General features: G+C 61.1%; 23 protein-coding genes and 1 tRNA gene. 18 read left to right on the forward strand and 6 right to left on the reverse strand.

The genetic code is table 11. The features are described 5' to 3' along the window. The 3 genes from dnaA (at position 1) to gyrB (ending at position 5,483) form a co-directional block, all read left to right on the forward strand. Positions 1-1,536, forward strand: coding sequence for a chromosomal replication initiator protein DnaA (dnaA, locus tag C2L64_RS00005; RefSeq protein WP_007581910.1), 1,536 nt, complete (start codon positions 1-3; stop codon positions 1,534-1,536). A gap of 258 nt (positions 1,537-1,794) precedes the next feature. After that, positions 1,795-2,898: a DNA polymerase III subunit beta gene (gene dnaN / locus C2L64_RS00010; RefSeq protein WP_007581912.1), complete on the forward strand. Its 1,104-nt coding sequence runs from the start codon at positions 1,795-1,797 to the stop codon at positions 2,896-2,898. A 113-nt stretch (positions 2,899-3,011) separates the two neighbouring features. Further along, positions 3,012-5,483, forward strand: a complete 2,472-nt coding sequence (gyrB, locus tag C2L64_RS00020) for a DNA topoisomerase (ATP-hydrolyzing) subunit B (RefSeq protein WP_007581914.1) — start codon at positions 3,012-3,014, stop codon at positions 5,481-5,483. Between the two features lie 84 nt (positions 5,484-5,567). Here the strand turns inward: gyrB and C2L64_RS00025 are convergent, their stop codons facing one another. Continuing rightward, positions 5,568-5,795 (reverse strand): hypothetical protein, encoded by a 228-nt coding sequence (locus tag C2L64_RS00025; RefSeq protein WP_079489282.1) that lies wholly within the window; start codon positions 5,793-5,795, stop codon positions 5,568-5,570. Between the two features lie 52 nt (positions 5,796-5,847). Continuing rightward, on the reverse strand, positions 5,848-6,723 hold the full coding sequence (locus C2L64_RS00030; protein ID WP_208525944.1) for an AraC family transcriptional regulator: 876 nt from the start codon (positions 6,721-6,723) through the stop codon (positions 5,848-5,850). A 279-nt stretch (positions 6,724-7,002) separates the two neighbouring features. Between C2L64_RS00030 and eat the strand changes: the two genes are divergently transcribed. The 3 genes from eat (at position 7,003) to eutC (ending at position 10,657) form a co-directional block, all read left to right on the forward strand. Continuing rightward, positions 7,003-8,406 carry an ethanolamine permease gene (gene eat, locus C2L64_RS00035; protein WP_007581919.1) on the forward strand — a complete coding sequence of 468 codons (1,404 nt, stop codon included), beginning with the start codon at positions 7,003-7,005 and terminating at the stop codon, positions 8,404-8,406. A gap of 68 nt (positions 8,407-8,474) precedes the next feature. Then, positions 8,475-9,869 (forward strand): ethanolamine ammonia-lyase subunit EutB, encoded by a 1,395-nt coding sequence (locus C2L64_RS00040; RefSeq protein WP_007581920.1) that lies wholly within the window; start codon positions 8,475-8,477, stop codon positions 9,867-9,869. Further along, the gene (gene eutC / locus C2L64_RS00045; RefSeq protein ID WP_090834794.1) at positions 9,866-10,657 is read left to right on the forward strand and encodes an ethanolamine ammonia-lyase subunit EutC; all 792 of its coding nucleotides are present in this window, start codon (positions 9,866-9,868) and stop codon (positions 10,655-10,657) included. Before C2L64_RS00040 ends, eutC begins: the two co-directional genes overlap by 4 nt. A gap of 47 nt (positions 10,658-10,704) precedes the next feature. Here the strand turns inward: eutC and C2L64_RS00050 are convergent, their stop codons facing one another. Together C2L64_RS00050 and adh are read right to left on the reverse strand one after the other, a co-directional pair. Continuing rightward, on the reverse strand, positions 10,705-11,100 hold the full coding sequence (locus C2L64_RS00050) for a DUF779 domain-containing protein (RefSeq protein ID WP_090834797.1): 396 nt from the start codon (positions 11,098-11,100) through the stop codon (positions 10,705-10,707). Positions 11,101-11,180: 80 nt separating this feature from the next. Then, positions 11,181-12,701, reverse strand: a complete 1,521-nt coding sequence (gene adh, locus C2L64_RS00055) for an aldehyde dehydrogenase (RefSeq protein ID WP_007581923.1) — start codon at positions 12,699-12,701, stop codon at positions 11,181-11,183. Positions 12,702-13,057: 356 nt separating this feature from the next. Here adh and C2L64_RS00060 point away from each other — a divergent pair, with 356 nt between their 5' ends. The 10 genes from C2L64_RS00060 (at position 13,058) to C2L64_RS00105 (ending at position 22,083) form a co-directional block, all read left to right on the forward strand. Continuing rightward, positions 13,058-14,080: a helix-turn-helix domain-containing protein gene (locus tag C2L64_RS00060; protein WP_090834799.1), complete on the forward strand. Its 1,023-nt coding sequence runs from the start codon at positions 13,058-13,060 to the stop codon at positions 14,078-14,080. A 437-nt stretch (positions 14,081-14,517) separates the two neighbouring features. Next, positions 14,518-14,703 carry a hypothetical protein gene (locus C2L64_RS00065; protein WP_007581925.1) on the forward strand — a complete coding sequence of 62 codons (186 nt, stop codon included), beginning with the start codon at positions 14,518-14,520 and terminating at the stop codon, positions 14,701-14,703. 18 nt (positions 14,704-14,721) lie between these two features. After that, complete coding sequence (gene dbpA, locus C2L64_RS00070) at positions 14,722-16,113, forward strand: ATP-dependent RNA helicase DbpA (protein ID WP_090834803.1); 1,392 nt, start codon at positions 14,722-14,724, stop codon at positions 16,111-16,113. A gap of 304 nt (positions 16,114-16,417) precedes the next feature. Beyond that, a complete protein-coding gene (locus tag C2L64_RS00075) occupies positions 16,418-17,572 on the forward strand; it encodes a pyridoxal phosphate-dependent aminotransferase (protein ID WP_035987247.1) in 1,155 nt (384 codons plus the stop codon). 10 nt (positions 17,573-17,582) lie between these two features. Continuing rightward, positions 17,583-18,425 carry a carbon-nitrogen hydrolase family protein gene (locus C2L64_RS00080; RefSeq protein ID WP_079498507.1) on the forward strand — a complete coding sequence of 281 codons (843 nt, stop codon included), beginning with the start codon at positions 17,583-17,585 and terminating at the stop codon, positions 18,423-18,425. Between the two features lie 32 nt (positions 18,426-18,457). Next, the gene (locus tag C2L64_RS00085; protein ID WP_079498504.1) at positions 18,458-19,249 is read left to right on the forward strand and encodes an ABC transporter substrate-binding protein; all 792 of its coding nucleotides are present in this window, start codon (positions 18,458-18,460) and stop codon (positions 19,247-19,249) included. 161 nt (positions 19,250-19,410) lie between these two features. Beyond that, entirely contained in the window at positions 19,411-20,148 is a 738-nt protein-coding gene (locus C2L64_RS00090; protein ID WP_090834806.1) for an anti-sigma factor family protein, read from the forward strand. Between the two features lie 144 nt (positions 20,149-20,292). Beyond that, positions 20,293-20,811: an RNA polymerase sigma factor gene (locus C2L64_RS00095; RefSeq protein WP_007581935.1), complete on the forward strand. Its 519-nt coding sequence runs from the start codon at positions 20,293-20,295 to the stop codon at positions 20,809-20,811. Continuing rightward, entirely contained in the window at positions 20,808-21,641 is an 834-nt protein-coding gene (locus C2L64_RS00100) for an anti-sigma factor family protein (RefSeq protein ID WP_079483890.1), read from the forward strand. Before C2L64_RS00095 ends, C2L64_RS00100 begins: the two co-directional genes overlap by 4 nt. Positions 21,642-21,813: 172 nt before the next feature. Next, on the forward strand, positions 21,814-22,083 hold the full coding sequence (locus C2L64_RS00105; protein WP_007581939.1) for a DUF4148 domain-containing protein: 270 nt from the start codon (positions 21,814-21,816) through the stop codon (positions 22,081-22,083). A gap of 70 nt (positions 22,084-22,153) precedes the next feature. On the opposite strand, the gene C2L64_RS00110 is transcribed toward C2L64_RS00105, so the two are convergent. Next, a tRNA-Lys gene (locus C2L64_RS00110) sits at positions 22,154-22,229 on the reverse strand. 212 nt (positions 22,230-22,441) lie between these two features. Here C2L64_RS00110 and C2L64_RS00115 point away from each other — a divergent pair. Both C2L64_RS00115 and C2L64_RS00120 read left to right on the forward strand, forming a co-directional pair. Continuing rightward, positions 22,442-22,846, forward strand: coding sequence for a PaaI family thioesterase (locus C2L64_RS00115; RefSeq protein WP_007581942.1), 405 nt, complete (start codon positions 22,442-22,444; stop codon positions 22,844-22,846). 53 nt (positions 22,847-22,899) lie between these two features. Beyond that, complete coding sequence (locus tag C2L64_RS00120; protein ID WP_090834808.1) at positions 22,900-23,766, forward strand: patatin-like phospholipase family protein; 867 nt, start codon at positions 22,900-22,902, stop codon at positions 23,764-23,766. A gap of 49 nt (positions 23,767-23,815) precedes the next feature. Here C2L64_RS00120 and C2L64_RS00125 read toward each other — a convergent pair whose 3' ends face one another. Further along, complete coding sequence (locus C2L64_RS00125; RefSeq protein WP_007581946.1) at positions 23,816-24,829, reverse strand: D-2-hydroxyacid dehydrogenase family protein; 1,014 nt, start codon at positions 24,827-24,829, stop codon at positions 23,816-23,818. Positions 24,830-25,134 lie beyond the last annotated feature (305 nt).

The following is a 25,134-nucleotide window of genomic DNA, read 5'->3' on the forward strand; positions in this document are numbered from 1 at the left end:
ATGAACGAATTCTGGCAACACTGTTCCGCATTGCTGGAGCGTGAATTGACGCCCCAGCAGTACGTGACGTGGATCAAACCGTTGGCCCCGGTCGCCTTCGACGCCGATGCGAATACCCTGAGCATTGCAGCGCCGAACCGTTTCAAGCTGGATTGGGTCAAGAGCCAGTTTTCCGGCCGCATCACCGATCTCGCGCGTGACTTCTGGCATTCACCCGTCGACGTCCAGTTCGTACTCGATCCCAAAGCCGGCGTGCGTTCGGCGCCTGCCGCGCCGTCGCGGCCATCGTCGGTGGGCGCGCGCAGTGCCGCCGCAGCCGTCGACGCTGCAGTCGGCGCCGTACAGGCGGCTCACGCGACGCGCGCGGGCCTCGGCGCGCACACGCACGCCGCGCAACTGACCGACGATGCCGCCGACCTCGATCTCCCCAGCCTCGACGCGAACGAAGCCGCGGCCGCGCGCCGCACGTGGCGTCCAGGCGCGGCCGCGAACGGCGAAAGCGACTCGATGTACGAGCGTTCGAAGCTGAACCCCGTGCTCACCTTCGACAATTTCGTGACCGGCAAGGCGAATCAACTGGCGCGCGCGGCCGCGATCCAGGTCGCCGACAATCCCGGCATCTCGTACAACCCGCTGTTTCTGTACGGCGGCGTGGGCCTTGGCAAGACCCACCTGATTCACGCGATCGGCAACCAGCTGCTGATGGACAAAGCGGGCGCGCGCATCCGCTACATCCATGCGGAACAGTACGTGTCCGATGTCGTGAAGGCATACCAACGCAAGGCATTCGACGACTTCAAGCGCTACTACCATTCGCTCGACCTGCTGCTGATCGACGATATTCAGTTCTTCTCGGGCAAATCCCGTACGCAGGAAGAATTCTTCTACGCGTTCGAAGCGCTGGTTGCGAACAAGGCGCAGGTGATCATCACCAGCGATACCTATCCGAAGGAAATCTCAGGCATCGACGACCGTCTGATCTCGCGTTTCGATTCCGGCCTGACCGTCGCAATCGAACCGCCCGAGCTTGAGATGCGCGTCGCGATTCTGATGCGCAAGGCGCAATCGGAAGGCGTGAATCTGAACGAGGATGTCGCGTTTTTCGTTGCGAAGCATCTGCGCTCGAACGTTCGCGAACTGGAAGGCGCGCTGCGCAAGATTCTCGCGTACTCGAAGTTTCACGGCCGCGAAATCACGATCGAGCTGACCAAGGAAGCGCTGAAAGACCTGTTGACGGTGCAGAACCGGCAGATTTCGGTGGAAAACATCCAGAAAACGGTCGCCGACTTCTACAGCATCAAGGTCGCCGACATGTATTCGAAGAAGCGCCCGGCCAATATCGCGCGTCCGCGCCAGATTGCGATGTACCTGGCCAAGGAGCTGACGCAGAAGAGCCTGCCGGAAATCGGCGAGCTGTTCGGCGGGCGCGACCACACCACAGTGCTGCACGCGGTGCGCAAGATTGCCGACGAACGCGGCAAGGACGCGCAGCTCAATCACGAGCTTCACGTGCTGGAGCAGACGCTGAAGGGTTGAGGCGAGGTTAGAGGGCCGGATCAGATCGAAGATTTCCTCGAACTGGTCGGAAAATTCGATCTGTTTATTGCGCAAGCCACCCCCAATTTAGGGAAGTGCTTCCATTTTCAGGCACAATACAGGTTTAACCGTCCGGCAAATGCGGACGGGATTCACTTGCCGTGACTGGCGCAGTACCGCGCCGGCGGGGGGCCGGGGCCGCGCGCTTCAATACTGCCGGGCAAGGCGCGCAGGCCGTCACATCAACGAAGGAACTCTATGCAACTGGTCAAGACCGAACGCGATAACCTCCTCAGGCCGCTGCAAACCGTGAGCGGCATTGTCGAACGCCGTCATACGTTGCCGATCCTCGCCAATTTGCTGATTACCAAGAACGGCCCGGACGTCTCGTTCCTGTCCACCGACCTCGAACTACAAATCACCACGCGTGCCGACTTCGGCGTCGGCGGTGACTCGGTGGCCACGACGGTAGCGGCACGCAAGCTGCTCGACATTCTGCGCGCGATGCCCGACGGGCAAGTCACGCTGACTCTGAACGACAAACGCCTGACGGTCCAGTCCGGCAAAAGCCGTTTCGCCTTGCAGACGCTGGCGGCCGATGAGTTCCCGACCGTCGCTCAAGCTAAAGACTTTGGCGCAAACCTCGCGGTTCCCCAAAAGACGTTCCGCCAGTTGCTCGGCATGGTCCACTTCGCGATGGCGCAGCAGGACATCCGTTACTACCTGAATGGCATGCTGCTGGTGGTCGATGGCGATCAATTGATGGCTGTCGCGACGGACGGTCACCGCCTCGCGTTTTCGTCGATGAAGATCGAAGGCTCGTTCGCGCGCCAGGAAGTCATCATCCCGCGTAAGACGATTCTCGAACTGCAACGTCTGCTCGAAGACATCGACGATGTCCTCAAGATCGACATCGCGCCCACTCAGGTCAAGTTCACGTTCGGCGGCGTCGAGCTGGTGTCGAAGCTGGTCGAAGGCAAGTTCCCCGACTTCCAGCGCGTGATTCCGAAGTCGCACAAGAACACGTTCGTGATCGGCCGCGAAGAGCTGCAACGTTCGCTGCAACGCGCGGCCATTCTGACCTCGGACAAGTTCAAGGGCGTGCGCTGCATTGTCGAGCCGGGCCAGCTGAAGATCATGTCTACTAACGCGGACCAGGAAGAAGCCCAGGAAGAACTCGAAATCCCTTACCAGGGCGACAGCATCGACATCGGTTTCAACGTCACGTACCTGCTCGACGTGCTCGCGAACCTGAAGGTTGACCTGCTGGAAATCAGCCTCGGCGACGCGAGTTCGAGCGCGCTGATCACGATTCCCGAGAACGACGAGTTCAAATACGTGGTGATGCCGATGCGCATCTGACGCGTCCAACACGAAGAACACACCAAGGGGCGCAGCGCCCCTTTGGTGTTTTTATGGTGTTTTGAAAAGCTCCGAGCAGTAACGAAGCAGTAACGCAGATCCGGAAGAAATCCATGACTGAAACGAACAATTCGCAACCCGATAACAGCTACGGCGCCTCGTCCATTCAGATCCTCGAAGGTCTGGAGGCCGTGCGCAAGCGACCGGGTATGTACATCGGCGATACGTCGGACGGGACCGGTCTGCATCACCTCGTGTTCGAGGTGCTCGACAATTCGATCGACGAGGCACTCGCCGGTCATTGCGACGACATTCAGGTCATCATCCACGCCGACAACTCGATTTCCGTGACCGACAACGGCCGCGGCATCCCGACGGGCATCAAGCGCGACGACAAGCACGATCCGAAGCGCAGCGCCGCTGAAATCGTCATGACCGAGTTGCACGCGGGCGGCAAGTTCGACCAGAACAGCTACAAGGTGTCGGGCGGCCTGCACGGCGTGGGCGTGTCGTGCGTGAACGCGCTGTCGTCGTGGCTGCGCCTGACCGTGCGTCGTGACGGCAAGAAGCACTTCATGGAGTTCCACCGTGGCGTGCCGCAAAACCGCGTGATCGAAGAAGTGGACGGCGAACGCCTGTCGCCGATCGCTGTTGTCGGCGATACGGAAAACCGTGGCACCGAAGTGCACTTCATGGCCGATCTGGAAATTTTCGGCAACGTCGAATATCACTACGACATTCTCGCGAAGCGTATTCGCGAACTCTCGTTCCTGAACAACGGCGTGCGGATTCGTCTCACCGATCAGCGTTCGGGCAAGGAAGACGATTTCGCGTTTGTCGGCGGCGTGAAGGGCTTCGTCGAGTACATCAACAAGACGAAGACCGTGCTGCATCCGACCATTTTCCATATCGTCGGCGAGAAGGACGGCGTGGGCGTCGAAGTGGCGATGCAGTGGAACGACAGCTACAACGAGAACGTACTGACCTTCACGAACAACATTCCGCAGCGCGACGGCGGTAGCCATTTGACGGGTCTGCGCGCGGCCATGACGCGCGTGATCAACAAGTACATCGTCGACCACGAAATCGCAAAGAAGGCGAAGGTCGAAACGTCGGGCGACGACATGCGCGAAGGGCTGTCGTGTGTGCTGTCGGTGAAGGTGCCCGAGCCGAAGTTCAGTTCGCAGACGAAGGACAAGCTGGTGTCGTCGGAAGTGCGCGCGCCTGTCGAAGAAGTGGTCGCGAAGGCCCTCGAAGAGTTCCTGCTGGAAACGCCGAACGACGCGAAGATCATTTGCGGCAAGATCGTCGATGCCGCGCGTGCTCGCGACGCAGCGCGCAAGGCGCGTGAAATGACGCGACGCAAGGGCGTGCTGGACGGCGTCGGATTGCCGGGCAAGCTGGCAGACTGCCAGGAGAAAGATCCTGCGAAGTCTGAGATTTACATCGTCGAGGGCGATTCGGCAGGTGGCTCGGCAAAGCAGGGCCGCGACCGAAAATTCCAGGCCATTCTGCCGCTGCGCGGCAAGGTGCTGAATGTCGAGAAGGCGCGTTACGACAAGCTGCTGTCGTCGGAACAGATCGTCACGCTGATTACGGCGCTGGGCTGCGGCATCGGCAAGGAAGACTACAACCTCGACAAGCTGCGCTATCACCGCATCATCATCATGACCGACGCGGACGTCGACGGTGCGCACATCCGTACGCTGCTGCTGACGTTCTTCTACCGTCAGATGCCAGAGATGATCGAGCGCGGCTATATCTATATCGCGCAACCGCCGCTGTACAAGGTGAAGGCGGGCAAGGACGAGCGTTATCTTAAGGACACCGCGGAGTTGAACGCGCATATGCTGCGTCTGGCTCTGAACGGGTCTGAACTGATGCCGTCGGAAGGCGGGACGCCGATTGCGGGCGATGCGCTGGGCGAGCTGGCTCGTTCCTATCTGCTGGCGCAGGGAGTCGTGGATCGTCTGAGCCGGTTGTACGACGAAGCGGCGCTCGGCGCGGTAATGGATGGCGTGACGATCGATCTGTCGAGCGAGCAGTCGACGCAAACTTCGGCCGGCGCGCTCCAGGCCAAGCTGCGCGACGATCCGCTCAAGCCCGAGGTCAACGTGATCCCGATGTACGACCCGGTGCGCGAACTGCGTTCGCTGCGCGTCGAGCGTCGTCATCACGGCAACGTGAAGGTCTCGGTCATCGACGAAGAGTTCCAGCTCACGGCGGACTATCAGCAACTCGTGAACACGGCGAACACGTTCAAGGGGCTGATCGGCGAGGGCGCTGTCATCAAGCGCGGCGAGCGGAGCATGGCTGTCGGCGACTTCAAGAGCGCGATGAAATGGCTGATCGCCGATGCCGAGCGGAACGTTTCGAAGCAGCGCTATAAGGGTCTCGGTGAGATGAATCCTGGACAGCTCTGGGAAACGACGATGGATCCGAGCGTACGTCGCTTGCTGCGCGTGCAGATCGAAGATGCGATCGCGGCGGATGGGATCTTTACGACGCTGATGGGCGATGAAGTCGAGCCGCGTCGCGCGTTTATCGAGAGCAATGCGTTGCGGGCGGGGAATATCGACGTTTGAGTAAGCGTCCCGAGCCAAATCAGCTAAGCACTAACAAAAACTCCAACCGTCACTGGTTGGGGTTTTTTTATCGCCTAAGAATTCTCAAGACCATTTGCGCGCATACCGATCCTTCACGACCCGCGAGATAAAAGTCGACAAACCTTGCCCTGCGACGGCCAGCCGCTTCATCTCCTCGACTTCCCGCCGTCCCGTCGTCGCATAGTCGTACAGATACACGTCACCGTCGCGAAACTTCACGGTGATCGCGTCATCCGATACCTCGTAAGCAACGACACCCGACTGGCCGCTCAAATCCCGATACCGCTTCATGCTCTCCCACATCCGACAGCATCAGAACATCGGAATCGAGCACGAACCATTCCTAAACCACCGGCAAGCAGATATCCGTCAGCAAATTCGCCGGCGCGGTCTCCTTAGGATTATTCAAATACTCCTCGAACACCGGCGCGTCGGCGGCCTCATGTTCCGAATTGACCAGCCACTCGCCGTAAAGCCACTGATAAGCCGACGCCATATCCGCGTAAGGCCCCTTATGCCGCAACACCGCGTACCTGCCGCCCGCGATCGACGTGACGCTTACCAGCCCATCACCCGAGACATCGACGGCACGCGGCAGCCACACGCCCGCCTTCGACCGCAACTCACCCTCGGCGACCGCTGTCGGATCATCGTAGTAAATGCCGATCATCCGCATCTCGTTCGACAGCAGGCCACGGGAAGCCAGCCATCCCATCAGCGTATCGAACGCCTTGCCGATCTGCATATACGGCCCGACGTGATCGACGCTCAGCACGTCGAAGCCCTCGATATCGCGTATCACCACATCTCTCATCGTCATTTCGCACCCTCCTGAATCCGCTAGAGACGGCCGGAACCGGCTATGCGTCCCGGCCTTCCGATACAGCGCGGGCGGCATGCCGAAGACGGCGCTGAACGTCCGCGTGAACGACTGCAAACTGCTATAGCCGGACCGCTCGGCGATCTCGGCAATCGGCATCGACCCATTCGCGAGATAGCCGGCCGCGCGATGCAAACGCAACCGGCGCACGGTCGTCGCGACCGTTTCGCCGTACATGGCCTGATAGATCCGGTGCCAGTGATACGGCGACAGACACGCAATCCCGGCAAGCCGGTCGATATCGAGCGGCTCGTCGAGGTGATCGTAGATATGGTCGAGCACGCGAGCGAGCCGTGCGGCGTAGCGCGCGCGATGGCCGATATCGTTCATGGCAAGCATTGGAAAAGGATCGATGAAAACACGATAGCACGCGGCGATTTACCAAATCCTGCGGATTTTTCGCTGCTGCTGCCCGTCAATCGTCGCGCATATTCAGCATCGACTTAACCGGGACTCAACAAAACAAAATAAAACAACCCAAGCTAACTTTTGCCGATTTTCGATAACACCTCGATTAATGGCTTCCTACCATCGCCAGATGCCACCGCCAAAAGGACCGCTCCGTGGGCCCACCACGCGGGCCGATCAGCCGGCAACTTCAACAAAAGGGAGCCTCAGATGAAATCAGAGTCGACAACCCAGCACAAAGGCGCCGTTACGCATCACGAACTGAAGCAGACGCTCGGCACCTGGCAGCTTTGGGGCATCGCCGTCGGCCTCGTGATCTCCGGCGAGTATTTTGGCTGGAGCTACGGCTGGGCGAGCGCCGGCACGCTCGGTTTCGTGATCACCGCGCTGTTCATTGCCGCGATGTACACGACATTCATTTTCAGCTTCACCGAACTCACCACGTCGATTCCGCACGCGGGCGGCCCGTTCGCCTATGCGCGTCACGCGTTCGGCCCGACGGGCGGCTACATCGCGGGCGCCGCGACGCTCGTCGAGTTCGTGTTTGCGCCACCCGCGATCGCGCTCGCGATCGGCGCGTATCTGCATGTGCAGTTCCCCGGCCTCGAACCGAAGCACGCGGCGATGGGCGCGTATCTGGTGTTCATGGCGCTGAATATCGTCGGCGTGCAGATCGCGGCGGCGTTCGAGTTGTGCGTGACGCTGCTCGCCATCTTCGAGCTGCTCGTGTTCATGGGCGTCGTGTCGCCGGGCTTCCAGTGGTCGAACTTCACAAAGGGCGGCTGGGCCGGCGCCGACACGTTCAGCATGGGCTCGTTCCACGGCATGTTCGCCGCGATTCCGTTCGCGATCTGGTTTTTCCTCGCGATCGAAGGCGTCGCGATGGCCGCCGAAGAAGCGAAAAACCCGAAGCGCTCCATCCCGATCGCCTACGTGGCGGGCATCCTGACCCTCGTCGTGCTGGCCATCGGCGTGATGGTGTTCGCGGGCGCGGCGGGCGACTGGACCAAGCTCTCCAACATCAATGACCCGCTGCCGCAAGCGATGAAATACATCGTCGGTGAAAACAGCGGCTGGATGCATATGCTGGTCTGGCTGGGACTGTTCGGCCTCGTCGCGTCGTTCCACGGCATCATCCTTGGCTACTCGCGGCAAATCTTCGCGCTGGCGCGCGCGGGCTACCTGCCCGAATGGCTGTCGAAAGTGCATCCGCGCTTCAAGACCCCGCATCGCGCGATTCTCGCGGGCGGCGTGGTTGGCATTGCCGCGATCTATAGCGACGAGCTGATCCAGTTTGGCGGCCAGACGCTGACAGCGAACATCGTGACGATGTCGGTATTTGGCGCTATCGTGATGTACATCATCAGCATGCTTTCGCTCTTCAAGCTGCGCCGCAGCGACCCGGACATGGAGCGCCCGTTCCGCGCGCCGCTGTTTCCGTACTTCCCGGCGTTCGCGCTGGTGGCCGCGGTGATTTCGCTGGCGACGATGATCTACTTCAACCTGCTCGTCGCGCTGGTGTTCGCCGCGTTCATCGCACTCGGCTACGGCTACTTCCTGATGACGCGTCATCAACGCGAAGTAGCGCCCGCCGATGCATTGCTCGAAGAATGACCACGCTGTAGAAGCACTGGCGTACCTGCAACAAGCCGCGCAGTAGCTGCGGCGATGGAGTACACGACATGAGCTACACGGAGACAATCGGCAGCCGCACGTACCGTTTTGCCGATCTGAAGACGCTAATGGCGAAGGCGAGCCCGCTGCGTTCCGGAGACCAGCTCGCCGGCATCGCGGCGGCCAGCGAGGAAGAGCGCGTCGCCGCGAAGATGGCGCTCGCGGACGTGCCGCTGCGCACGTTCCTCAACGAAGCGCTGGTTCCTTACGAGAGCGACGAAGTCACGCGCCTCGTCGTCGATACGCATTCGCCCGAAGCGTTCGCCGAGATTTCGCATCTGACGGTGGGCGAGTTTCGCAACTGGCTGCTCTCGAGTTCGACGGATACGGCCGCGCTCACGCGCATCACGAAAGGGCTCACGCCCGAGATGGTTGCGGCCGTGTCGAAGCTGATGCGCAATCAGGATCTGATCCTCGCGGCGCGCAAGCGGCCCGTCGTCACGCGCTTTCGCAACACGGTCGGCTTGCCGGGTCACATGTCGGTGCGTCTGCAGCCGAATCATCCGACGGATGACGTGAAGGGCATCGCTGCATCGATGATCGACGGCTTGATGTACGGTTGCGGCGATGCGATGGTCGGCATTAATCCTGCGTCCGACAGTCTTTCGGCGATCACGAAGCTGCTCATGATGATCGACGACTTCCGCACGCGCTATCAGGTGCCGACGCAATCATGCGTGCTCACGCACGTCACCAACACGATTGCGGCGATAGAAAAGGGTGCACCCGTCGATCTCGTGTTCCAGTCGATCGCAGGCACCGAGAAAGCGAATGCGGGTTTCGGCATCTCGCTTGCGCTGTTGCAGGAAGCGTATGAAGCGGCGTTGTCGCTCAAGCGCGGCACGGTCGGCAACAACGTGATGTACTTCGAGACGGGGCAGGGCAGTGCACTCTCGGCGGACGCACATCATGGCGTCGATCAGCAGACCTGCGAGGTGCGCGCATACGCCGTCGCGCGTCAGTTCAATCCGTTTCTGGTGAATACCGTAGTCGGATTTATCGGCCCCGAATATCTGTACGACGGCAAGCAGATCACGCGCGCGGGCCTCGAAGATCACTTCTGCGGCAAGCTGCTCGGCGTGCCGATGGGCTGCGACATCTGCTACACGAATCACGCGGAAGCCGATCAGGACGACATGGACAATCTGCTGACGCTGCTTGGCGTGGCGGGCATCAACTTCATCATGGGCATTCCCGGCGCGGATGACGTGATGCTGAACTACCAGAGCACGTCGTTCCATGACGCGCTGTATGTGCGCGACGTGCTGGGTTTGCGCCGCGCGCCCGAGTTCGAAGAATGGCTGGAGTCGATGCAGATCACCGATCCGCGCGGTGCGCTGCTCAATGCGCCGACGCGTCAGCCGTTGCTCGAAGGCGCGAGCGAATGGATGGGCATCGCATGAGCGATTCGATCGAAAAGAATGCGTGGCAGGCGCTGCGTGCGTTCACGAATGCGCGCATCGCATTGGGCCGCGCGGGCAACAGTCTGCCGACCGCGCCGCTGCTCGCGTTCAATGTCTCGCATGCGCAGGCGCGCGATGCCGTGCATCATCCGCTCGATGCTGATGTCTTGCATGAACAATTGCGCGCGCACGGCTTCACGTCGCTCGACGTACATAGCGCCGCGCCGGATCGCGCGCATTACTTGCGGCGTCCGGATATGGGGCGACGCCTGTCCGATGAGAGCCGCGACGCGCTAAGCCAGGCGGCGACCAATGATGCGCCCGATGTTGTGTTCGTCATCGCCGATGGACTATCTGCATTCGCCGCGTCGAAACAATCGATTCCGTTCCTGCAAGCGATCACGAAGCGTCTCACCGACTGGAAGATCGGACCTGTCGTGGTCGCGCGTCAATCGCGTGTCGCGTTGGGCGATGAGATCGGCGAGTTGTTGAAGACGAAGCTCGTCGTGATGTTGATCGGCGAAAGGCCGGGGCTGAGTTCGCCGGATAGCCTCGGCATCTATCTGACGTACGCGCCGAAAGTGGGGTGCAGCGACGCGCAGCGCAATTGCATTTCAAATGTGCGGCCGGAAGGACTCGATTACGAAGCCGCGGCGCACAAGCTGCACTATCTGCTGACGCATGCGCGTCGTCTGGGGTTGACGGGCGTCGGCTTGAAGGACGACAGCGACGCGCTGCTTCACGCTGAAGAAGCTGCGTCCGCTATTCCTGACGCCTCGAAGAAATAGAAAAGTGCCCAGACGCACGCAGCGTTTGGGCACTCGAAACATCGACATCAAACAGCGTCGGCTTTGCTCACCGGATGCTTTTCGAGCCACGCACTCTCTTCATCGTCGAACAGGCGCGAGCGCGTCAAGAACCGCAGACCCGTCGGCCGCTCCAGTGAAAACATGCCGCCGTTGCCCGGCACGGCATCGATGATCAACTGCGTGTGCTGCCAGTACTCGAATTGCGATTCGCTCATGTAGAACGGTACGCCTGCAATCTCGCCGAGCCTCACATCCGATCCGCCGACCATGAATTCATTCGACGGAAAGCACATCGGCGCGCTGCCGTCGCAACATCCGCCCGACTGATGAAAAATAATCGGGCCGTGCTCGGCGCTCAACTGCTGAATCAGCTTGACCGCCGCATCCGTTGCCACGACACGCGCAACGCCATCTTCGCTCATCGCGCTTCCTCTTTTGGCTTGATCCGCTGGGAAAAAAGGGCGAACCGCATCGCGCGATCCGCCCAACAGGAGCACTACGCTCAGAAGAAGCCCAACGGTTTGTCGCTATAGCTGACCAGCAGATTCTTCGTTTGCTGATAGTGATCGAGCATCATCTTGTGATTCTCGCGTCCGATGCCCGACTGCTTGTAGCCGCCGAACGCCGCATGCGCCGGGTACGCGTGGTAGCAATTCGTCCACACGCGGCCCGCTTGGATCTCGCGGCCGAAGCGATAGGCGCGCGTGCCGTCGCGCGTCCAGACGCCGGCGCCGAGGCCATACAGCGTGTCATTGGCGATCTCCAGCGCTTCTTCTTCGTTCTTGAACGTCGTGACGGAAACGACCGGTCCGAAGATTTCTTCCTGGAAGATGCGCATCTTGTTGTGACCGCGGAACACGGTCGGCTTCACGTAATAGCCCTTCGAGAGTTCGCCGTCGAGCTTGTTCTGCTCGCCGCCGATCAGGCATTGCGCGCCTTCCTGCTTGCCGAGATCGATGTACGACAGGATCTTTTCCAGTTGCTCCCGCGAAGCCTGTGCGCCGATCATCGTCTTCGAGTCGAGCGGGTGTCCCTGCTGGATGGCCGCGACGCGCTTCACCGCGCGCTCCATGAAGCGGTCGTAAATCGATTCTTCGACCAGCACGCGCGACGGGCAGGTGCAGACTTCGCCCTGATTCAGCGCGAACATCGCGAAGCCTTCGAGCGCCTTGTCGAAGAAGCTGTCGTCCTTGTCGAGCACGTCGGCGAAGAAGATATTCGGGCTCTTGCCGCCGAGCTCCAGCGTCACGGGAATGATGTTCTGGCTCGCGTACTGCATGATCAGGCGGCCTGTCGTCGTTTCGCCTGTGAAGGCAATCTTCGCGATGCGCTTGTTCGACGCGAGCGGCTTGCCCGCTTCGAGACCGAAACCATTGACGACGTTCAGCACGCCCGCCGGCAGCAGATCCTGAATCAGTTCGAGCAGCACGAGGATCGAAGCGGGTGTCTGTTCAGCGGGCTTCAGCACGACGCAATTGCCTGCTGCGAGCGCGGGCGCGAGCTTCCATGTCGCCATCAGGATCGGGAAGTTCCACGGAATGATCTGACCGACCACGCCGAGCGGCTCATGGAAGTGATACGCGACCGTGTCGTGATCGATCTCCGAAATGCCGCCTTCCTGCGCGCGCACGGTGCCCGCGAAATAGCGGAAGTGATCGATTGCGAGGGGAATGTCCGCCGCCATCGTTTCGCGCAGCGGCTTGCCATTGTCGATCGTCTCCGCGACGGCGAGGCGCTGCAGGTTTGCCTCCATGCGGTCGGCGATCTTGTTGAGGATGTTCGCGCGCTCGGTGGTCGATGTCTTGCCCCAGGCCGCCTTCGCGCGATGCGCGGCGTCCAGCGCGAGTTCGATGTCGGCTTCGCGCGAACGCGGAATCGACGTGAACGGTTCGCCCGTAATCGGCGAGATGTTGTCGAAGTACTCGCCGCCAACCGGCTTGACCCATTCACCGCCGATGAAATTCGCGTACTGCTTCTTGAACGGGAACTCGGTTGTCAGAAACTTCATCTCTGCGTGATTCATCTGTGTGCTCCTCACATGATCGGACGTCGATGTATTCGATTGGATATATCACCCGGCTTGGCGCTATTCCGCTGCCGCGTGTGCTTATCGCCAGAAGCGTGCCAACGTGCGTGCGAGCTTGGACAATGCCGGTGCACGCAGCACTGTCGCGAGGCACGTCGTTTTTTGAGCGCGGGTGAGCATCTGGATGACGTTGCATCCATGAGCAGTTCGAAACGCGAGTGTTCACCGAATGAACAGGGCGGGGTGCTACACCGGCGCACTGTGTGGTGATCCGATCGGCATGGGACTTGCGTCGCTTTGCGCTCGTTAGTTCAATGTCACATGCAGGTGCATGTTCATCATCGACGCCCCATATGACGACCGATCTTTCTTCTCCGTTGCCGCGAGCGACTGCCTGCCGATTCGAAACGAGCGTCGCACACGACGCCGATGAGCAGGCGCGCAATCTTCACGGCTGGACGCAGACCTACGACCAGCTCACGGCGGGCAGCTTCGTCGGGAGGTTGACGGGCCTGCACCTCGACGACATGCACGTGTTCTGCGAGACGACCAGCCAGACGCTGCGGCAGACCTGCGAGGTGCCGCCCGACGCCTACTGGTTCGGCATTCCCGCCGACGATCAACGTGTCGGCCGCATTGGCCCGCAACCGATCGGCGGTGACTCGCTCGCCTTCCAGCGCGGCGGCGTCGAGTTCGAACTGTTGACGCCCGGCGGCTACGCGATCTTCGGCGTGGTCGTGCGCGGCGAGGTGCTGCATCGGCACGCGGAATTCGTCGAGCACGCCGATCTGATCGACCGGGCCGCGATCGGCCAGGCTGCGCACACAGGCATCATTCCCATCGATACGCAAAACAAGGCGCGCTTCTGCGCGCTCCTCGCCGGCATGCTCGACGACGCGGCCAACGCCGCGCTGTCGGATCGCGCGCGGCACAATCTGCAAGCGTCGGTGCTTTCTTCGCTGTTCGATCTGTGCGCGACGGCGTCGCTTGAACCCGTTGCAATTCCTGCGCGTCCGCGCAGGCAGTGGATCGTTTCCGAGGCGCGCGAGTACGTGCTCGCGAATCGCGACCGTCCCATCGGCGTGCCGGAACTGTGCGAGCATCTGCACGTCAGCCGCCGCACGCTGCAATACTGCTTTCAGGACGTGCTGGGCCTTGCGCCCGCGAACTATCTGCGCGCGATCCGCCTGAACGGCGCGCGCCGTGACCTGTGCGGCGCGGCGCCCGGCGAGCGCACAGTGCAGGACGTCGCGGCTGCGTGGGGCTTCTGGCATCTGAGCCAGTTCGCCACCGACTATCGCAAGCTTTTCGGCGTGCGTCCCTCTGAAACGCTGAAAACCGTCCACTCTCCGGCCAGCGCGTTGCTGGCTCACTAACGCCTCATCGGCTGGCCGCTTTTGCGCATCCGCTAGAATTGCGGCATGCGCGGCCCTGTCTCGCCGCCCGACCCACCATCCTCATCGACGAAACGACACGCGCACCGGCCTGTCTGAAGGTGTCCACAGCGACCTGTGGATAACCGGAAGGACAGCGGGGCGGAACTCGTGTGGAATCGATGTGGACGTAAACGGGGTAACTCGACGCTCGCGCACGAGCGGAAAAAGTTGTTCGTCGAACTTCATCCGGTACGCACAATGACCACATGCGGTTATGCGTCCGGCAAAACGCTGATTCGTTTCGGTAAACCTGTGTTATCCACAGAAAAGCAGTTCGCTTGTTAACTGTTACTACGTATACATACAGGTAAACCTATTATCAAAAGGCCTCTGCGCGCACGAAGACGTCGCGCGGATGACTCAAGCTGGAGATCACCGTGTTTACTTGCATCAACCAGAGCTGCGGCGCGCAGTGGGAACTGTCCGACGTCGTCATCAAGAACGAAGGGCAAGGTTTGCTGTTTCGCTGCCCGATGTGCGGCGCGCGCAACTATGTCGAGCGATTCGACGCCGACGACGGCACGATCGTCTACGAGCAGATCGAAGGTCGCCCGTACAACTAAGCCAATATCGACATCGACATGACAACAAAGGCTCGTCCCTTCAGCGAACTGCCGCTTTCCGAAGCGGTACTCGCGAATCTCACGCAACTCGGCTACGTCGAGATGACGCCCATTCAGGCCGCCAGCTTGCCGATCGCGCTTTCCGGCCAGGATCTGATCGCGCAGGCGAAAACGGGCAGCGGCAAGACCGCAGCGTTTTCGCTCGCATTGCTGGCGCGGCTCGACGCGCGCAGCTACGCGGTGCAAGCGATGGTGCTGTGCCCGACGCGCGAACTCGCCGATCAGGTGACGCAGGAAATCCGGCGCCTCGCGCGCGCCGAAGAGAACATCAAGGTGCTGACGCTGTGCGGCGGCACGCCGATGCGTCCGCAAACAGCCAGTCTCGAGCATGGCGCGCATATCGTCGTCGGCACGCCGGGGCGCATCATGGACCACCTGGAGCGCGGCAGCCTGTCGCTCGACGGGCTCAACACGCTCGTGCTCGACGAAGCGGACCGCATGCTCGACATGGGTTTCTTCGACGATATCGCGAAGGTCGCGCGTCAATGTCCGAAAGAGCGGCAGACGCTACTGTTCTCTGCGACGTACCCCGAGGGCATCGCGAAGCTGAGCCAGCAGTTCTTGCGCAATCCGAAGGACGTCAAGCTCGAAGAACGGCACGACGACAGCAAGATCCGCCAGCGCTTCTACGAAGTGACGGAAGACGAGCGTCTGCATGCCGTCGGTCTGTTGCTGAATCACTACCGTCCCGTGAGCACGATCGCGTTCTGCAACACGAAGAACCAGTGCCGCGATCTGCTCGACGTCTTGCGCGCACAAGGTTTCCACGCGCTCGCACTGCATGGAGAGCTCGATCAGCGTGAGCGCGATCAGGTGCTGATCCAGTTTGCGAATCGCAGTTGCTCCGTGCTCGTCGCAACCGACGTCGCCGCGCGCGGTCTCGACATCGCGCAACTCGAAGCTGTGATCAACGTCGACGTGACGCCGGACCCGGAAGTACACGTGCACCGGATCGGCCGCACGGGTCGCGCGGATCAGGAGGGCTGGGCGCTGAGCCTCGCGAGCATGAACGAGATGGGACGCGTGGGCGGTGTCGAAGAGGCGCAAGGGCGCGATGTCGAATGGCATCCGCTGGCCGAGCTGAAGGCGGCGAGCAACGAGCCGCTGCTGCCGCCCATGGAGACGCTGCAGATTCTCGGCGGCCGCAAGGAAAAGATCCGTCCCGGCGATGTGCTGGGCGCGCTGACGGGCGAAGCCGGTTTCAACGGTACGCAGATCGGCAAGATCAATGTGACGGAGTTTTCGACTTATGTCGCCGTCGAGCGCGGCATCGCCCGTGATGCGTTGCGCAAACTCAGTGCGGGCAAGGTTAAAGGCAAGAAGGTGAAAGTGCGTTTGATGGACGAGTGAGCCTTGCCTTCGCCTTTTGCGAGTAAAACGTCAGACGAATAAGCGGAAGACGAAGGCATCACTCCTTTTCATGGCGGCGGGATTGCCCCGCCGTCATTTGCATGCCGCATTGCCGCAGAAGGGCACGCACGTTTGTGCCAATCTTCAAGTCGCCTCCGATCGCCGCGTGCATGAGCGAAACGCATACCGCGCATGACAAAGTTTCGATTGTTCTCATGCACGCGTTGTTGCCTAATCGTTCAAACTGAACGGGACCGACGCGTGATGCGTGGCCCGCCGATTTGCAGCGAGGAGGAGGAATCTCATGCAGAGCGCTTTGCAAGCCCGCTCGAAGTTGCCGGACGTCGGCACGACGATTTTCACGGTGATCGGTCAACTGGCCGCCGAACACAATGCGCTGAACCTGTCACAGGGCGCGCCGAATTTTTCGCCCGACGAAGCACTCGTCGATGGCGTGACCAAAGCCATGCGCGCCGGTCACAACCAGTACGCGCCGATGGCGGGCATCGGCGCATTGCGTGCGGCGCTCGCCGCGAAGGTCGAAACGCTGTATGGCGTGCACTACGATCCGTCGACGGAAGTGACCGTGATCGCAAGTGCCAGCGAAGGCCTGTATTCGACGATCAGCGCGCTCGTGCATCCCGGCGACGAGGTGATCTACTTCGAGCCGTCGTTCGACAGCTACGCGCCCATCGTGCGCCTGCAAGGCGCGAAGCCCATTCCGATCAAGCTGTCTTCCACGGATTTCCGCGTGAACTGGGACGAAGTGTCCGCGGCGATCACGCCGAAAACGCGGATGATCATCGTCAACACGCCGCACAATCCGACCGCGACGATTTTCAGCGACGCCGATATCGAGCGCCTGAAGGCTGTCACGCGCAACACGGATATCGTGATTCTTTCCGACGAAGTGTATGAGCACGTCGTGTTCGACGGCGCGAAGCACCACAGCATGGCGTGTCATCGCGAGCTGGCGGAACGCAGCGTGATCGTGTCGTCGTTCGGCAAGTCGTATCACGTGACGGGCTGGCGCGTCGGTTATTGCCTTGCGCCCGCCGCGCTGATGGACGAGATCCGCAAGGTCCATCAGTTCATGGTGTTTTCCGCCGATACGCCGATGCAATACGCGTTCGTCGAAGCGCTGTCGAATCCGCAAAGCTACCTGGGCCTGTCCGCGTTCTATCAGCACAAGCGCGATCTGCTGGCGCGCGAGCTGAGCGAGTCGCGCTTCGAGCTGTTGCCGAGCGAGGGCAGCTTCTTCATGCTCGCGCGTTTTCGCGGCTTCTCGGATGAAAGCGACAGCGACTTCGTGCTGCGCCTGATCCGCGATGCGAAGGTTGCGACCATTCCGCTGTCCGCGTTCTATACGGACGGCACGGATTCCGGTCTGATTCGCCTGAGCTTTTCGAAGGACGACGAGACGCTGATCGAAGGCGCGCGCCGTTTGCGTTCAATCTGAGGGACACGCAATGATGCAGGAATCGATCAAGGCAGCCGTGGTGCAGATGAGCAGCAGCGCGGACGTCCAGCAGAATCTCGGCGAAGCGCGTCGCTGGGTACATCAGGCCGCGCGCGAGGGCGCCACGCTCATCTGCCTGCCCGAATACTTTTGCTGGATCGGCGACGACGAAATGCAGCGCGTGGCCCTTGCCGAAGCATTCGGCGATGGTCCGATCCAACAGGCGCTTTCCGAACTCGCGCGCGAGACGGGCGCGTGGCTGATCGGCGGCACGGTGCCGATCCGGCCGTCGCATGGGCCGCAGGCCGGCACGCATGCGTACAACACGTCGCTTGTGTTCGATCCGTCGGGACAAAGCGCGGCGCGCTACGACAAGATCCATCTGTTCAGCTTCAATCAGGGCGCGGAGCAGCACGCGGAAGGCGACACGATGGTCGGTGGCGACAGCATCGGCACGGCGCAGGGTCCGTTCGGCACGCTGCGTCTATCGGTGTGCTACGACTTGCGCTTTCCCGAACTGTATCGCGCGGGACCCAGCGCCGATGTGATTGCCGTGCCCGCCGCTTTCACGTACACCACCGGCCTCGCGCATTGGGAACTGCTGCTGCGCGCGCGAGCCGTCGAGAACCAGGCTTTCGTGCTCGCGTCCGGCCAGTGCGGCACGCATTCGAACGGCTGGCGGACTTTTGGCCACAGTATGATCATCGGGCCGTGGGGCGAAGTGCTCGCGCGGCATGACGACGAACCCGGCATCGCGCTCGCGACGCTGACACAAAGCGCGCTCGATGAAGCGCGCAACCGCCTGCCGGTGCTCACGCACCGGCGCATCGCCACGCCGTCTGACGTGCGTTGAACCGCATTGAACATAAGGGGAAGGAGATCGATATGAAGCTAGTGAAGAATCTGCTGATGCTGGCGTGCGCGTTCGCATCGGTGGCGACGGCGTCGGCGATGGCTGCCGATGCGACGTCGCTGCGCTATGGCCTCGAGGCGCAATATCCGCCGTTTGAATCGAAGGGCTCGAATGGCGAGTTGCAGGGCTTCGATATCGACGTCGGCAATGCGGTCTGCAAGACGGCGAACCTGAAATGCAGCTGGGTCGAAACGTCGTTCGACGGTTTGATCCCCGCGCTGCAGGGCCGCAAGTTCGACGCGATCAACTCGGCGATGAACGCGACGGAAAAGCGCCGTCAGGCAATCGACTTCACCAACGTGATCTACCGCGTGCCGACGCAACTGATCGCGCGCAAGGACAGCGGGCTGCAACCGACGCCCGAGTCTCTCAAAGGCAAACGCGTCGGCGTGTTGCAGGCGTCGATCCAGGAAACGTATGCGAAGGCGCATTGGGAAAGCGCTGGCGTCACCGTCGTGCCGTATCAGGATCAGAACCAGGTGTACGCGGATCTCGTCGCCGGCCGACTCGATGCGACGCTCGTGCTTGCGCCGGCGGGTCAGACGGGCTTCCTGTCGCGTCCTGACGGCAAGGACTTCGCGTTCGTCGGTCAGGCGGTGCGCGACGACAAGATTCTCGGCAGCGGCGTGGCCTTCGGCATTCGCAAGGGCGACACGGCGCTGCGCAATCAGTTGAACGCGGCCATCTCCAAGGTGCAGGCGGACGGCACGGTCAAGACGCTCGCGGAAAAATACTTCGGCAATATCGACGTTACCGCCAAGTAAGTACCTTCGCTGCATCGCGCAACGCGCCGCATGACTCACGTCATGCGGCGCGTTTCTTTTTGCCTAACGTCTGACGAATGAATCGTCGAAAGCGGATGGAATAAAGCCCGCAACGATCCTGTTAGCGCAACAAGAGCCCGATATTTGCACGACCGACGATCATGTCCCGCACCCATCCACCGTCCGAAAAGCCGCTTACCGAAGCGGACATGCAGGCATTCGCGGACGGCAATCTGCCGCCGGATCGGGCGGCGCGCGTGCGGAAATATCTCGGCGCGCGACCCGGCGAGGCCGAACGGATCGCGTTCTATCGGCAGTTGAACATGCAGATGCGCAGCGCATTTGAAGGCGCGTTTCCGCAACCCATTCAGGCGGCGGGTGGTGATCGAAAGCGGACGGTCGATATCCCGTCGGCGATGCGCAGGTTCTTTGTGCGGCGCATCGGCGTCGCGCTGCTCGGCATGGTGCTGGCGGTTCTGTCCGCGAGCGGCTGGTTTTTTGCGTCGCGTGTGTCGCCGGAGATGCTCGACGCCGCGGCCGTCATGGCACTGATGCGCGATTCGGGGCAGCGAACCGGCGCTGCGCCCGAGGCTGCACTTTACGATCCGCACTCGGTCGATCTGGCGCCTTTAGGGCTAAAGCTGGTTGCGACAAAGACGCGTCATCCGAACGCGGTTGCGAGCGTCGATATACTCGATTACCGCAATGCCGACGGTGAAGCTGTCGTGCTGCTTTCGAGCGCAGCGCCATTCGCGACGGACCAGCCGCACTGGGCGGCGCAGCGCATCGGCGAGGTGCGGCTGCTGTCGTGGACGGTGAAAGGCCGCCGCTACGTGCTCGCCGGAAAGGCAACGACACACGGTCTGATGCGCGCCGCTGACGCGCTGACGACCCGCTAGCAAATGCACGGCTTGTCGATTCGAACGTGCTTTTGCAGTTTCCGCGAAACAAGCGGAATAAAATGCAGCAAGTTGTGTTCTCTGCTTCAAGAGGCGACGCGCGCGGCGGAATGCGCGCCAAGCGATATTTGATGGGTAGAGCAAATGGACATCCGTAACGAGTTGATGGACCACGTGCCGCGATTGCGCCGCTATGCACGCGCGCTGATCAGCAATCGCGATCTCGCTGACGATCTCGTGCAGGACACGCTCGAACGCGCGCTCACGCGCACGAAGATGTTCGAGGCGGGAACCGATCTGCGCGCATGGCTTTTCACGATCATGCACAACGTGTTCGTCAATCAGGTGCGCAAGTCGTCGTCGCGTGCTGTTCACGTTTCGGTGGACGATGAGAGCATTGTCGAAAGCGAATTTGCGGTGTCGGGCGAGCAGACGCGTTCGCTCGAAGTGCGCGATCTCGACTACGCGTTGCAGCGTCTGCCTGCGGATCAGCGCGAAGTCGTCTTGCTGGTTGGGCTAGAGGAAATGAGTTACGCCGAAGTTGCGATTGCACTCGACATCCCCGTCGGTACCGTGATGTCGAGGCTCTCGCGTGGACGCGAGCGCTTGCGCGCATTGATGGCGGGCGCACAGCCCGGCGCGAAACTGAAGGTGGTGCGATGAGCGATCAACAGACTCCCATCAGCGAAGAAGAGATTCATGCGTACGTGGACGGCACGCTGTCCGACGAGCGCCGTGAAGAGGTAGAGCGCGCGATCGAACTGAATCCCGCGCTGGCGGCGCGCGTGAGCGATTACTTTTCGCTGAACAACATGTTTCATGAGCGCTATGACCGCGTGCTGAACGAGCCGGTGCCTGCGCGTCTGCGTATGCCGGAGAAGCGTCGCTGGCTCAGCGCGGCGAACTGGCCGCAGTTTGCGGGCATGGCGGCGGCGCTGGTGCTGGGCATCGGCATTGGTGTCGGCACGAACATGGGCAAGGATGTGGCTGCGCCGGGGGCGAGTGCGCCGTCGGCAACGTCGAATACGCGGCCCGTGAGTGCGGATGCTTCGGAAGTGTTCGCGCAGAAAGCGGCGTTGGCTCACGTCGTGTACATGCCTACCGTTAGTCGTCCCGCGCAGATCGGCGAGGATCATGAGCAGGATTTCGTGCAGTACCTCGCGAACAAGCTTGGCACCGAAGTGCATCCGCCGATGCTCACGAAAAGCGGATTCGAGCTCGCGGGCGGCCGCATATTGCCCGGCGACGACGGGCCCGTTGCGCAGTTCATGTATCACAACGCGAACGGCGAGCGCGTGACGCTTTGTATTTCTCATCGAAAGGTGAATGCGAATACGACGGCGTTCAAGCTTTATCAGGAAGGGCCGGTGAATGTTTTTTATTGGGTCGATGGCGATTTTGGCTATGCGGTGTCGGGTGGTATCGATCGCAAGGTGATGTTGCAGATTGCGCACGATGTGTATGCGCAGTTGACTGGGGCGACGCCGGGTTGATGTTGGTGATGCTTTTGACGTTGAGCGGCTGCATCTTCGGGTGTGGCCGCTTTTGTTTTTTGCCTGAATAGTTAGATATCCATATTTATTTTTTAGTGTGGCGAGTGGGAATAGATTGCAGCGTCGCGTGGTTCGTCATTGTGCGTACCGCACGTTTTCAAAGGAGTTGGAAATGAAGATGCTCGCATTGCTGGCTGTCGCCGTCGCTGCACTTGGTTCGACGAATGTCTTCGCGCAAGGCAAGACGCGCGCAGAGGTGTATCAGGAATTGATCGAGGCGCAGCAGAACGGATTGAACTTTGTCACGGATGCTTCGTATCCTGATGTCAGCCCGGCGTTTCAAGGCACGGTCGAATATCTGAAGAAGCAGGCCCTTGCTAAAGCGGAAAGGGCGAACAAGATGGCCAAGGCGGCTTCGGATGCGGCCGTGCCGGGGAATTGAAGTTGTTGGGCGCGCGGCGGGGAAAACAAAAAGGCCGGTCAGCTTTCGCTTGACCGGCCTTCCTAATTCTTGGTGGGGCGTGAGTGACTCGAACACTCGACCTACGGATTAAGAGTCCGCTGCTCTACCAACTGAGCTAACGCCCCCAACAGAAGCGAAATTATGCAGGAGTTTTTCTTGCTTGGCAAGTGCATCTCGCAAATTTCTTAAAAAAAGATCTCGCGGCAGGCCCTGCCAAGAAGGACGGGACCGCCAGCATCCACCGAAAGCACTATCGAAGCGCACGGGCGTTCGTCCCGGTATCATGTCGCGACACCATGCCGTGCAGCCTTCCGCGCGGCCCCAACGGGAAATCATGATGGACGAAACCGAAGTCCGGGAATTGCTCGACCGTGTGCTCGCGCCGTGGGTGCGCGCGCTGTCGCTCACGCCCATCAAGGTCGACGATGAAAGCGCGACCCTGCGCTTGCCGTTTTCCGGCGAACTGAGGCACAGCGGCGGCGTGATCTGCGGCCAGGTCTTCATGGCAGCCGCCGATACGGCGATGGTTGTCGCGATTTCAGCGGCGCTCGGCGGGTTCAAACCGATGACTACCGTTTCGCTGAACATCAGCTTCATGCGCGCCGTTCGCAAAGGCGACGTGGTTATCACGGCGCGCGTGCTACGCATGGGCCGCAATCTCGTGTTCGGCGAAGTCGAGCTGACCGACGACGACGGCAAGATGGCCGTCCACGCCACCACCACTTACGCGCTGCTCAACTGAGCGCGCCTATCGACAGCGCGAACCGGCGCCGCGGCAATCGAAGGAAGCAACGGATGTTCGATCAGGTCGTATTCGCCGGCGGCGGCAATCGCTGCTGGTGGCAAGCAGGATTCTGGGACGTGGTCCAGCCGGAACTGGCTATCAAGCCGCGCGTGATCACGGGCATTTCTGCGGGCGCGGCCACGGCCTGCATGCTCTACACGCGCGACGCCGATTGGGTGATGCGCTATTACGAGAGCGCGCTGCGCAACAACACGAAGAACGCGTACTGGGGCAATCTGCTGCGCGGCGAATCGGTGTTTCCGCACTACCGGATCTACCGGCAGGCGCTGCTCGATATCTACGGCGAAAAGTTTGCGCAACTGGCGAAGGCGCCGGAAATCCGCATCGGCGTGTCGCACGTGCCGCGCTGGCTGGGCGCGCGCAGCGCCGTCGCGGCCGGACTGATCGCCTATAACATCGAAAAGTACATCCGCAAGACGCTGCATCCGACGCTCGGCCAGTCGCTCGGTTTTCATCCGGAATTCGTTCGCGCGCAGGATTGCAAGAGCGTAGAAGAACTCGCAGACCTGATTCTCCAGTCGTCGTGTACGCCGCCGTTCACGCCTGTCCTGCGGCGCAATGGGCGTCCCGTGCTGGATGGCGGGATGGTCGACAATGTGCCCGTCGGCGCGCTCGATCCGGCGCCCGGCAATGTGCTGGTGATGGTGACGCGGATCTATCCGCGTCCGCAGATGTTCGTCGTGCCGCATGGCACGCAACGGCGCCTGTACGTGCAGCCGTCGCGCAAAGTGCCGATTTCGAGCTGGGACTATACAAGTCCGTCGCAGATGCAGCACGCATACAACCTCGGCCGCGTGGACGGCGAGCAGTTTCTACAACGCGTGCCTGAACTGCTCGACGCCGCCGCGCACGACTGAAATGCGTACTTAAAGGCGCTGCGGCCCGCACGGGGCCGCACGCTTTCACTTACCGACGGCGCCCGCCCTGCAGCGCTTCCGGATTCGCGACGCTCGAGGTGTCGCCCTGATCGAACGCGAGAATGTTCTTGAACGCCGCAGTGAAATAAAGCTCGTAGCTTTCCTTCTCGACATAGCCGATGTGCGGCGAGCAGATCACGTTTTCCATTCGCAGCAGGCTGTAGCCCTGCAGGATCGGCTCGCTTTCGTAGACGTCGATCGCGACCATGCCCGGCCGATTGTGCGACAGCGCGCCGATCAACGCGTTCTCCTCCAGCAGCTCTGCGCGGCTCGTATTGACGAAGAGCGCGGTCGGCTTCATGCGCATCAGATCGTCCTGTTTGACGATGCCGCGCGTGTCGTCATGCATGCGCAGATGCAGCGACAACACGTCGCTCTGCTCGAACAGCGCCTCGCGGCTTTCCGCGACCTGATAGCCGTCGGCGAGCGCCGCTTCGCGGGTGTGCTCGCGGCCCCAGATCAACACGTTCATCCCGAACGCCTTGCCGTAACCCGCCACCAGCCGGCCGATCTTGCCATAGCCCCAGATGCCGAGCGTCTGTCCGCGCAGCACCTGGCCGAGACCGAAGTTCGGTGGCAGCGCCGAGGTTTTCAGACCGGACTGTTGCCAGGCACCTTGCTTAAGGTTTGCCACGTATTGCGGAATGCGCCGTTGCGCGGCCATGATTAGGGCCCACGTCAGTTCGGCGGGTGCGATCGGCGAGCCGACGCCTTCGAGCACGGCAATGCCGCGCTCGGTACAGGCGGCGATGTCGATATGGCTTCCTGCACGGCCTGTCTGGCTGATCATGCGCAGATGCGGCAGCTTGTCGAGCAGTTGCGAGCTGATGCGGGTGCGTTCGCGAATCAGGACCAGCGCGTCGACTTCCGACAGGCGGCTGGCGAGCTGGCCCAGACCGCGAACGGTGTTGTTAAAGACCTTGACCTCGTGGTCGGCGAGCATTTGGAAACAGTCGAGCTTGCGGACGGCGTCTTGATAATCGTCAAGGATGGCAATCTTCATGGCGTATATGTTTTGCGACGCACCATGCGGGTGCGGAACGGAGAGTCTTATTCGGGTGTCCCATCATGTGACCTGGACCACATGATGCTTATTGTGAATGCCTTACCGTACAAGGAGCCGCTATGACGGAGCCACGACGGCGAGGCAAGTTCCCTCGTTTTTAACAGTTTGTTGCATGTCCACGCAAGCCGCTTTACAGACGGTTTCAACGTGTCGGCGACAGGCTGGACGGCCCTTACGACTGCTGGATCGCGCGCGCCTTAAAACACTTCGCGCCGATTATCGCCTCTCGCATGCAGCGTCGC

The organism is Paraburkholderia hospita, from assembly GCF_002902965.1.
Classification (GTDB): Bacteria; Pseudomonadota; Gammaproteobacteria; order Burkholderiales; family Burkholderiaceae; genus Paraburkholderia; species Paraburkholderia hospita.

Coding starts and splice junctions, on each gene's coding strand:
- C2L64_RS00085 (WP_079498504.1), top strand. CDS start 18,458: ATGAAGCTAGTGAAGAATCTGCTGATGCTGGCGTGCGCGTTCGCATCG.
- eat (WP_007581919.1), top strand. CDS start 7,003: ATGAAATCAGAGTCGACAACCCAGCACAAAGGCGCCGTTACGCATCAC.
- C2L64_RS00075 (WP_035987247.1), top strand. CDS start 16,418: ATGCAGAGCGCTTTGCAAGCCCGCTCGAAGTTGCCGGACGTCGGCACG.
- C2L64_RS00040 (WP_007581920.1), top strand. CDS start 8,475: ATGAGCTACACGGAGACAATCGGCAGCCGCACGTACCGTTTTGCCGAT.
- eutC (WP_090834794.1), top strand. CDS start 9,866: ATGAGCGATTCGATCGAAAAGAATGCGTGGCAGGCGCTGCGTGCGTTC.
- C2L64_RS00080 (WP_079498507.1), top strand. CDS start 17,583: ATGATGCAGGAATCGATCAAGGCAGCCGTGGTGCAGATGAGCAGCAGC.
- C2L64_RS00030 (WP_208525944.1), bottom strand. CDS start 6,723: ATGCTTGCCATGAACGATATCGGCCATCGCGCGCGCTACGCCGCACGG.
- C2L64_RS00115 (WP_007581942.1), top strand. CDS start 22,442: ATGGACGAAACCGAAGTCCGGGAATTGCTCGACCGTGTGCTCGCGCCG.
- C2L64_RS00050 (WP_090834797.1), bottom strand. CDS start 11,100: ATGAGCGAAGATGGCGTTGCGCGTGTCGTGGCAACGGATGCGGCGGTC.
- dnaN (WP_007581912.1), top strand. CDS start 1,795: ATGCAACTGGTCAAGACCGAACGCGATAACCTCCTCAGGCCGCTGCAA.
- dnaA (WP_007581910.1), top strand. CDS start 1: ATGAACGAATTCTGGCAACACTGTTCCGCATTGCTGGAGCGTGAATTG.
- C2L64_RS00095 (WP_007581935.1), top strand. CDS start 20,293: ATGGACATCCGTAACGAGTTGATGGACCACGTGCCGCGATTGCGCCGC.
- C2L64_RS00125 (WP_007581946.1), bottom strand. CDS start 24,829: ATGAAGATTGCCATCCTTGACGATTATCAAGACGCCGTCCGCAAGCTC.
- C2L64_RS00120 (WP_090834808.1), top strand. CDS start 22,900: ATGTTCGATCAGGTCGTATTCGCCGGCGGCGGCAATCGCTGCTGGTGG.
- C2L64_RS00025 (WP_079489282.1), bottom strand. CDS start 5,795: ATGAAGCGGTATCGGGATTTGAGCGGCCAGTCGGGTGTCGTTGCTTAC.
- gyrB (WP_007581914.1), top strand. CDS start 3,012: ATGACTGAAACGAACAATTCGCAACCCGATAACAGCTACGGCGCCTCG.
- dbpA (WP_090834803.1), top strand. CDS start 14,722: ATGACAACAAAGGCTCGTCCCTTCAGCGAACTGCCGCTTTCCGAAGCG.
- C2L64_RS00100 (WP_079483890.1), top strand. CDS start 20,808: ATGAGCGATCAACAGACTCCCATCAGCGAAGAAGAGATTCATGCGTAC.
- C2L64_RS00060 (WP_090834799.1), top strand. CDS start 13,058: ATGACGACCGATCTTTCTTCTCCGTTGCCGCGAGCGACTGCCTGCCGA.
- C2L64_RS00090 (WP_090834806.1), top strand. CDS start 19,411: ATGTCCCGCACCCATCCACCGTCCGAAAAGCCGCTTACCGAAGCGGAC.
- adh (WP_007581923.1), bottom strand. CDS start 12,701: ATGAATCACGCAGAGATGAAGTTTCTGACAACCGAGTTCCCGTTCAAG.
- C2L64_RS00105 (WP_007581939.1), top strand. CDS start 21,814: ATGAAGATGCTCGCATTGCTGGCTGTCGCCGTCGCTGCACTTGGTTCG.